The organism is Lentihominibacter faecis, assembly GCF_014306095.1.
Taxonomy (GTDB): Bacteria; Bacillota; Clostridia; order Peptostreptococcales; family Anaerovoracaceae; genus Lentihominibacter; species Lentihominibacter faecis.
The window spans coordinates 1-6,638 of sequence record NZ_JACRWC010000067.1 but is presented as its reverse complement, the minus strand read 5'-3'; the positions used below and the strand labels follow the sequence as shown (position 1 = coordinate 6,638).

Annotated in this window: 13 protein-coding genes; all 13 read right to left on the bottom strand. The window is 46.6% G+C overall.

Features of this window, described 5'->3' with window-relative positions:
• Positions 1-177 precede the first annotated feature (177 nt).
• Positions 178-600, bottom strand: a complete 423-nt coding sequence (locus H8876_RS05450) for a hypothetical protein (RefSeq protein WP_249286876.1) — start codon at positions 598-600, stop codon at positions 178-180.
• A 13-nt stretch (positions 601-613) separates the two neighbouring features.
• Positions 614-1,411, bottom strand: a complete 798-nt coding sequence (locus H8876_RS05445; RefSeq protein ID WP_249286875.1) for a rolling circle replication-associated protein — start codon at positions 1,409-1,411, stop codon at positions 614-616.
• 91 nt (positions 1,412-1,502) lie between these two features.
• Positions 1,503-1,733: a hypothetical protein gene (locus tag H8876_RS05440; RefSeq protein ID WP_249286874.1), complete on the bottom strand. Its 231-nt coding sequence runs from the start codon at positions 1,731-1,733 to the stop codon at positions 1,503-1,505.
• A gap of 1 nt (position 1,734) precedes the next feature.
• The gene (locus tag H8876_RS05435; RefSeq protein WP_249286873.1) at positions 1,735-2,691 is read right to left on the bottom strand and encodes a DUF3102 domain-containing protein; all 957 of its coding nucleotides are present in this window, start codon (positions 2,689-2,691) and stop codon (positions 1,735-1,737) included.
• Positions 2,688-4,175 (bottom strand): PcfJ domain-containing protein, encoded by a 1,488-nt coding sequence (locus H8876_RS05430; RefSeq protein ID WP_249286872.1) that lies wholly within the window; start codon positions 4,173-4,175, stop codon positions 2,688-2,690. Before H8876_RS05430 ends, H8876_RS05435 begins: the two co-directional genes overlap by 4 nt.
• A gap of 17 nt (positions 4,176-4,192) precedes the next feature.
• Entirely contained in the window at positions 4,193-4,495 is a 303-nt protein-coding gene (locus H8876_RS05425) for a Cas9 inhibitor AcrIIA9 family protein (protein ID WP_249286871.1), read from the bottom strand.
• Between the two features lie 6 nt (positions 4,496-4,501).
• Positions 4,502-4,726, bottom strand: a complete 225-nt coding sequence (locus H8876_RS05420; protein ID WP_249286870.1) for a hypothetical protein — start codon at positions 4,724-4,726, stop codon at positions 4,502-4,504.
• A complete protein-coding gene (locus H8876_RS05415) occupies positions 4,719-4,922 on the bottom strand; it encodes a hypothetical protein (RefSeq protein ID WP_249286869.1) in 204 nt (67 codons plus the stop codon). Before H8876_RS05415 ends, H8876_RS05420 begins: the two co-directional genes overlap by 8 nt.
• On the bottom strand, positions 4,919-5,323 hold the full coding sequence (locus H8876_RS05410) for a hypothetical protein (protein WP_249286868.1): 405 nt from the start codon (positions 5,321-5,323) through the stop codon (positions 4,919-4,921). The genes H8876_RS05415 and H8876_RS05410 overlap by 4 nt, the downstream gene beginning before the upstream one ends.
• 49 nt (positions 5,324-5,372) lie before the next feature.
• Positions 5,373-5,771 (bottom strand): hypothetical protein, encoded by a 399-nt coding sequence (locus tag H8876_RS05405; RefSeq protein WP_249286867.1) that lies wholly within the window; start codon positions 5,769-5,771, stop codon positions 5,373-5,375.
• Entirely contained in the window at positions 5,746-6,126 is a 381-nt protein-coding gene (locus tag H8876_RS05400; RefSeq protein WP_249286866.1) for a hypothetical protein, read from the bottom strand. Before H8876_RS05400 ends, H8876_RS05405 begins: the two co-directional genes overlap by 26 nt.
• Complete coding sequence (locus tag H8876_RS05395; RefSeq protein ID WP_249286865.1) at positions 6,101-6,391, bottom strand: hypothetical protein; 291 nt, start codon at positions 6,389-6,391, stop codon at positions 6,101-6,103. Before H8876_RS05395 ends, H8876_RS05400 begins: the two co-directional genes overlap by 26 nt.
• A complete protein-coding gene (locus H8876_RS05390) occupies positions 6,388-6,552 on the bottom strand; it encodes a hypothetical protein (protein WP_249286864.1) in 165 nt (54 codons plus the stop codon). The genes H8876_RS05395 and H8876_RS05390 overlap by 4 nt, the downstream gene beginning before the upstream one ends.
• Positions 6,553-6,638 lie beyond the last annotated feature (86 nt).

Genomic DNA, 6,638 nt, shown 5'->3' with positions numbered 1-6,638 from the left:
CCTCTACCGCGCACCCGCATAGCGGGTGGTTGATACTTCGCACGCTATGCGTGCTCAGCACGGGCTTATAGCCCTAAAAAACAAAACGAGGAACCTCCGACCCTGAATGGAAGTTCCTCGCTTTGCGTTTGCCTTTTTTCTTGATACCATAATAACACATCCAGAATGTTAATAGTGTTAATCTTTATCCAGCTGCAAATATTTATTTATGATCTGCGTGATCCTTGATCGTGAATACCCAAGTTCTTCGGCAATCTGGCTGTCAGTCATATTGTCTTTCATCTTCCTTCGGAAGATACCATAAAGCTGCGGATCCTGAATCTCTTTTAACCAGTTCTCCGCTTCCATTACCATCAGATCGAATTCCGCTTCACGACGGCGGAGCTCTCTAAGATACTCATCCTCCTTCGAGTGATCGAAGCTTTCAATCTTCATCCTCGTCTCAGTATACGGAAATTCCGGCGAGGATCCACGCGCAACATCCGTCATCAGTTTCCCGCCGCTGCGCTCCGCCTTCTTCTGATATGTCCGGATATCTTTTCGTATCCGCTTCAATTCTCCCATAATACAATGGAATGCTTTCATTCGTTCTCTATCCATAAAACCTCCCACGCTAAAACGCCATCTCCTCCATGGATAGCTGCTTATCTGTTTGATATACTTTTTCCGGACGGATCGGCTTCCCCCGTTTTCCCTTTGCCGGACCATCAAGGCTGATCAATATGTACTCCTTGCACTCCACACCTAAGATCGCATGCTCATACATCCTGACGGTATCTTCATCAACATAATATCCCTTCGGCGGTTTGATTTCTTCCCATACCTGCCTGCTTGATATTTTTTCCCTGCGGATTTCCGGGGTGACAATGCTCCTGCTGCAGCTGTACCTCCGCTTGCTGGGACTTCCTTCCTGCCTGAAAGTTTCTTCGGTCTCTTTCAGAAGATATTCCGCAAGCCGGTGATAATTCCCTGACGGATCCAGCGGTGCAACATTGATACGACCATATTTCCAGCACCGATCCAATGTGTCCACATCGATTCCTGATATCACAAGGTGATGATGTATCCTGTGCTGTTTATACTCCGTCACAGCGACCCACTTCAAAACGACCCCCTCCTTTTTGCAGGCAGAGCGAACCTTTCGGATAAAATTATCCAGGCATTTCTTTGCATCCGCTGGAGCTTTCACCTTCTCATAAGTAAGCGTCAGGTGATAATCTCCCGGAACAAAATTATGATTCAGCTTTGCCGTCAGCATCTTGACCGCATTACGGAAATTGGTCCTGGCCACAGCCTCCGGGGTCGGGTTCATTTTTGGCTTTCGCTTTTCTCCTTTTATGTATGTCCTTGTCACTGCCCGCAAGGCGATCAGCTTGGTGCGCCCGGCGATGATCGTATCTCTGTAATACATATCTTTGTCCTTTTGTTAATACTCTGATCAAGGGGTAAGGCGACCGGAATGGTCGCCGATATTCCCTCTATTTATTCGATCCCTGAAACTCTTAATTTCCTTTCATGATCCCATCAATGATCCTGGCAGTTTCTTTCATGCTGGCATCTGGTGCCGGCTGGAGTCCTAAATCACCCTTTTTCTTTTTCCGGTACTTATCGCAATCCTCGATGCTGCATCCCCGCCGATGACCTGCGATCAAAAGATAGTCACAGGATCCGACGGATTTTGAATGATAAGCGCAATCCGTTCTCATGCACTGTCCTTTTAATGTAGGATTCATATCACGCCTCCTGTCCAATCAGTGCGTCCATGATTTGCAGAAGAGCGGCCTTTGTCTTATCCGGATCCGGAGTCTCCATCGCGGCCTCCTGGCATTCCTGATAGATCTTCTGGAGCTGATCTACTTTCAGCTTGAACAGCATCAGCGACTCATTTGAGACGTTATCGATCTTGGTCTCCAGTTCCTTGATCTGCTGAGCCATCGATTCATTATCCCGCCGGGTAATTTCGATCTGCTTTGCAGCCGCCGTTTCAGCTTCTGCCTTCAATTTGTCCCCTTCCTTTTCCAGAGCCTTCTGGATTTCCTGATCTCTGGCCTCTTTTTCTGCTTTCAGTTTTTCTTTCAGCTCATTTTCTCGGATCTTAGTTTTCTGAAGCTTTTCCTCCAGCTTAGTGATCTCATCCGGATCCGCAGTCTGGGATTTTAGCGCCGCCAGTTCCCCGGCCAGACGTTCCGCTTCATCATTTTTCTGTTCCATCTGTTCCTGCAACCCCAGGATTTCCTTTTCCATCTCGATGCTTTGGTATTCTTTTTCCTGTTTCAACGCTTTGATTTTATCTTCCAGTTCCTTGACTGTCATGTCTTGAATATCGTTCTTTTCTGCAAAGGATTCCACATCATTCTCCGGTACCTGTAAAAGCCTTAAAGCCTTGGAAATACTCAAATCCGTACACATGTACGTTTTTGCATATGGACTGTTTTCATCCCCGTATTCTGTAGCAATCTTCATCATCTTTTCAGCTTTTGATTTGCTGTAATTGAGATTCTCACTGCACCAATCCTCCCACTGGCCATGATCTACTTTTTCCTTTGCCTCTTTTAGTTTTATCCCGATCTGAATGGCGCCATCTAATGCCGTCTTTGCCACCTGTGATTCGATATAAAGGATCTCCGATGCGATCACCGGCAGTGTCCTCTCCGGAACTACCCTGTAATCTGCTTCCACGATATTGCTCATGCTGCTTTCCTCTCTTTCCGTTTTAATCTTCTATTAAACTCTGCTACAACCATATCTTTAAATGCCTCCACCTCTGGAGTCATATTACAGTTATGCTCTCCTCTGCACTGGATGAACTTCCCCTCCGGTTTAATCTCCAGGGTATAATACGGCTCGTCCGGTTTTTCCTCCCTGCGGATAAAGTAAATGATCGTTTCCCCCTCTGCGACTTTATCCCCATAAGTACGTACGCAATGGCCGAGTACTGATGACTCAACATTCAGATCTTCCTGTGACTCGGCGATTTTCAGTATAAAGCCATTCCTTTTGATATCCATTTTCTGCAATGCCGCCACCTTCTTTATAGCGGCATTCTCCAACTCTGTCCGCTGGATCTTGACCTGCTCCGACAGCCGTCTATGAACCTCGGCAAAATCTTCTGGAAGCAGGATGGACTTCTTTCGCGTGTCGAGGCCCAGAAGTCGGCAGTCTTTGATATAGTCCAGCCAGTCATATTTGTTCACATTCTGCTTTCCGGCCCATTCTGCCCATTTCATGACAGATATAAACTTTCCAATGCGCCTTGCTTCATCACCTTCGAATGCATCCGCAGCTTTGGTTATTGTCTCCCACGAAAAGCTTTTCTCTTTCTCTGTCAGGTTCTGAAAAAAACTAAGTTCCTGAAAATTCACATAGCGGCCTCTTAGCTTCTTTATATGCCGGCGAGGTAGCCTCAGTATCTTCTCTAGGCTGCGTCCCCTCCAGTTTATACAGCCTGATCCGATTCTCCCGAATACTTTTTCTACTACGAAGCACTCAAGCCCCGCTTTTGCCAGGAGTTCGATGCTCTGATATTTAAGATGCAGGTTGATATATGAAATGAGATCATATGCATCGAATTCATTTCTTTGAAACATGTCCGGTTGCCATCCGTATTTCAAACAACTATTCAGGAACGTGCGTTTCAGATTGCCCTTGTACACTTCCGTTCGTTCAAATTTCGGCCGGCTGTACCAGTTCATGCCCGATGGTGGATGCGGCAGTTTTACAGCTTTTATCTGCTCCCAATGGTCCGTCCCCCAGCACCATGACGGTGTATGCTTATAGTAGCTCTGCTCATTTTTATTGAACACGTATACGGCCGATATCCATCCATGAAGCTCTGGTTTTCCGACATTCTCAAAGGTGGCCGTTATTTCCGTCAGAGATCCATATACGGTATTTCCTCTATGGGTCAATACCAGCACCCTGAAATGCTCCGCAAGCTTTTTTCGTCCGATGCCTTCCGCCTTATATGTCGCCTTACTTTTGCACTTTGGGCAAATTCCGGTATCGTTGTTTTTCATTGGAAACCGGTCGGCCCGGAAGCGATGACCGCACCGGGTGCACACCGCTTCATTTTTCTTTTTGTTATATATGATATAGGTTTTCTCGATCACATCTTTTATGATCCAGTTCCTGACTCCAGCCGGAGCTGGCGGCAGGTTAAAAGATTTTTCATCCATTTCCTTATGCTCACCCCCTACAGCAGATCCAAGACATTGAGAGTCTCATGCTTTTCTGCCCTGCTGATTCCGTAATATTCTTCGGCCATCCTATAGGCATCTTCATCCGATACTGCTCCGACGCCTCCTACAGCGTTCTTCTTTGCTACATCCCGGATGGAATCACAGGCACCTTTCAGAGATTTTCCTTCCTGTAATATTTTATCTGCCACCGCATCGCTGGTGCAGATCTCGGTCAGATGCTCTTCGATCGCCTGAGCGAATGGATTATTCAGCTTCATCATTTCCTTTGTTAGCTTTTCAATCGCCTTGTTTATCATGATCTTTCACTCTCCTTTCACGATAATATAATCACCCCAGTTGGTTACATTCTCCTGAGTGGTCCATATCACGACCACTCCGCCTTTCCAGATCTCTATCCGGTTCTCCCCAATGCTCCTGACTTCAGCAGACGGCTTTCTCTCAGTTGATGCAATTCCCAGGCCAATTCCAACCCATAAGGACGACACTACCAAAACCGCCATCAAAACAGCTCTGATTCCTCTATACATCAGTTTCCGCTCCTTTTTCAGCCGGCGTTCCCAAAATCAGTTCTCCGATCTGGTAATACTCCTGCTCCCCATCAATCTGCACCAGAACCCATTTATCTTCCATAGCCGTCTTGATGCCTTGCACAACGCCGAACTTCCCATAGTTCCGGTCTCCCGTTTTTATGATTTTTACTGAATCTCCTTTATAAAACATCATCTTCCACCTTCCTTCAATTTTCGTAATTTCGCCCGAAGCCGAACGATTTCATATACAATATCGTCTCCTCGCTTCGGATAATTCGCCCGATAGCATTCTCTCGCATACTGTTCTTTCCTACGGATCCGCTCCTCCAGCATCTCTGCAGCTGTCTTAGTTTGCCTTCGGATAACCTGTCTATGTGAGGTGTTCGAGTTCTCCCGTAACGCATTCAGCTCATTCCTTTTTCGATTTTCTTCTATTCTTTTCTGCAAAGCCTGATATTCCGGATCGTCTAAAATACAACTTTCATGCTTGCACTCCAGATCGGTCTCCCTGCCAAAACACAGGCAGTCTCTATTAGGACAATATAAAAAGGAACCGTACTGTCTGGATCTTGCTTTTCTGATTTCTTCGTCCATTATGCGATTCCCCTTTCTTTTGCGAATTTCGGCTTGTATCATTGCCCTGTTATAAATAATTTCTGCCTATCAATGCCATCCAGCATTCCCTTGCCATTTCCGGTCGAATCCCGGACTCGATCAACTTCTGCTCATATTGCATCTGGAAAAACATTTTCCATTTCAGATTTTCTGTTTTGGCCCATTCATCACAATTTGCATGAAGCCGTGCATGCAGCTCCGAGCAAAGATCAACTTGAAATCCCATCTCAATACTTTTCTGCCTGTCTGGCCCACCCCAAATCTCATGTCGTTCTGCTCCCGGTCTTCCGGTATACCAGCAGATCCGCTCATGCTTGTCCTTGTACCCGTTATGAAGTAGCTTTTTCTTCTTACTCTTCGGCTTAGGGAAAGCACAGTTTTCATAATAGCTGTCCAGCACCTTACTGGACTTCTCCTCCTTGCTCATACTTATAACTCCTTGTCGCTTTTATGTTCTCGCCGCCGCGGATGACGATCTGCGTTCCGTATGTTTTCATGGTTATCTGCCGGATCTTGCCGTCCACAACAGCCTCTCCGATCTGATTCAGTATATCTCGCAGTTCCTCGGGAAGCGGAATGAAGTTCAATTCTTCACAGTCCGGCCCAGTCAGCTGATCCAGCTGAGTACGAAGCTCCTGCTTCTTTCTTTCGATCTCTTCCGCCTGCTTGGCTCCACCGCAGAAACATTCCTTTGAAACAATGTGGTTCGCCTCTTCCTGACTCTCGGCCATGATACCCATCTCTTTTCCGCAATACTCACACCGTCCCATGTAATTGTCCATGTAACCAGCCTCCTTCCTGTAATTCTTCTTCCCGGATTTTACCGATAGCTCCGGATCCGTAAATTTCCCGCATGATTTCCAGTGCATTACACCCGTTGCTGTTGCAGGCCACATTGATCATCGCCTTTGCTCCGCCAACATAGCGGATGGTGACAACTTCTTTTTCATCCTGCTTCCAGTATGTGATGTCCTCCACACAGGAACGCTCGTCGGCCATGACCACCAGCTTCAGCCGGATAATAAATTCTTCTTTTGTGATGTTCATGAGTTACGCTTTCCTCCTTCCTTTAACGGTACTATAGCTGCCGCAATCACCGGCAGCGCCCATTCGGATCCGATCCCGAACTCGCCACGCTTCACATATGCAGCTACGACAACCAGGATCCCGAAGCTCGCAATAATGAATACGGCTGTTTTAGGTTTCATCCTCATTTCCTCCCTTCCTCTTCTAAACTCTGGATCCTAAGCCTTTTCAAGCTTTCCATATACAAATCAATAAACCTGTCTCTTAT

What these genes read in the sequence shown, in the direction of transcription:
- H8876_RS05405 (WP_249286867.1), bottom strand. Translation starts at nt 5,771, where the DNA reads ATGAGCAAGGAGGAGAAGTCCAGTAAGGTGCTGGACAGCTATTATGAA.
- H8876_RS05430 (WP_249286872.1), bottom strand. Translation starts at nt 4,175, where the DNA reads ATGGATGAAAAATCTTTTAACCTGCCGCCAGCTCCGGCTGGAGTCAGG.
- H8876_RS05390 (WP_249286864.1), bottom strand. Translation starts at nt 6,552, where the DNA reads ATGAAACCTAAAACAGCCGTATTCATTATTGCGAGCTTCGGGATCCTG.
- H8876_RS05440 (WP_249286874.1), bottom strand. Translation starts at nt 1,733, where the DNA reads ATGAATCCTACATTAAAAGGACAGTGCATGAGAACGGATTGCGCTTAT.
- H8876_RS05435 (WP_249286873.1), bottom strand. Translation starts at nt 2,691, where the DNA reads ATGAGCAATATCGTGGAAGCAGATTACAGGGTAGTTCCGGAGAGGACA.
- H8876_RS05415 (WP_249286869.1), bottom strand. Translation starts at nt 4,922, where the DNA reads ATGATGTTTTATAAAGGAGATTCAGTAAAAATCATAAAAACGGGAGAC.
- H8876_RS05395 (WP_249286865.1), bottom strand. Translation starts at nt 6,391, where the DNA reads ATGAACATCACAAAAGAAGAATTTATTATCCGGCTGAAGCTGGTGGTC.
- H8876_RS05450 (WP_249286876.1), bottom strand. Translation starts at nt 600, where the DNA reads ATGGATAGAGAACGAATGAAAGCATTCCATTGTATTATGGGAGAATTG.
- H8876_RS05420 (WP_249286870.1), bottom strand. Translation starts at nt 4,726, where the DNA reads ATGTATAGAGGAATCAGAGCTGTTTTGATGGCGGTTTTGGTAGTGTCG.
- H8876_RS05445 (WP_249286875.1), bottom strand. Translation starts at nt 1,411, where the DNA reads ATGTATTACAGAGATACGATCATCGCCGGGCGCACCAAGCTGATCGCC.
- H8876_RS05425 (WP_249286871.1), bottom strand. Translation starts at nt 4,495, where the DNA reads ATGATAAACAAGGCGATTGAAAAGCTAACAAAGGAAATGATGAAGCTG.
- H8876_RS05410 (WP_249286868.1), bottom strand. Translation starts at nt 5,323, where the DNA reads ATGGACGAAGAAATCAGAAAAGCAAGATCCAGACAGTACGGTTCCTTT.
- H8876_RS05400 (WP_249286866.1), bottom strand. Translation starts at nt 6,126, where the DNA reads ATGGACAATTACATGGGACGGTGTGAGTATTGCGGAAAAGAGATGGGT.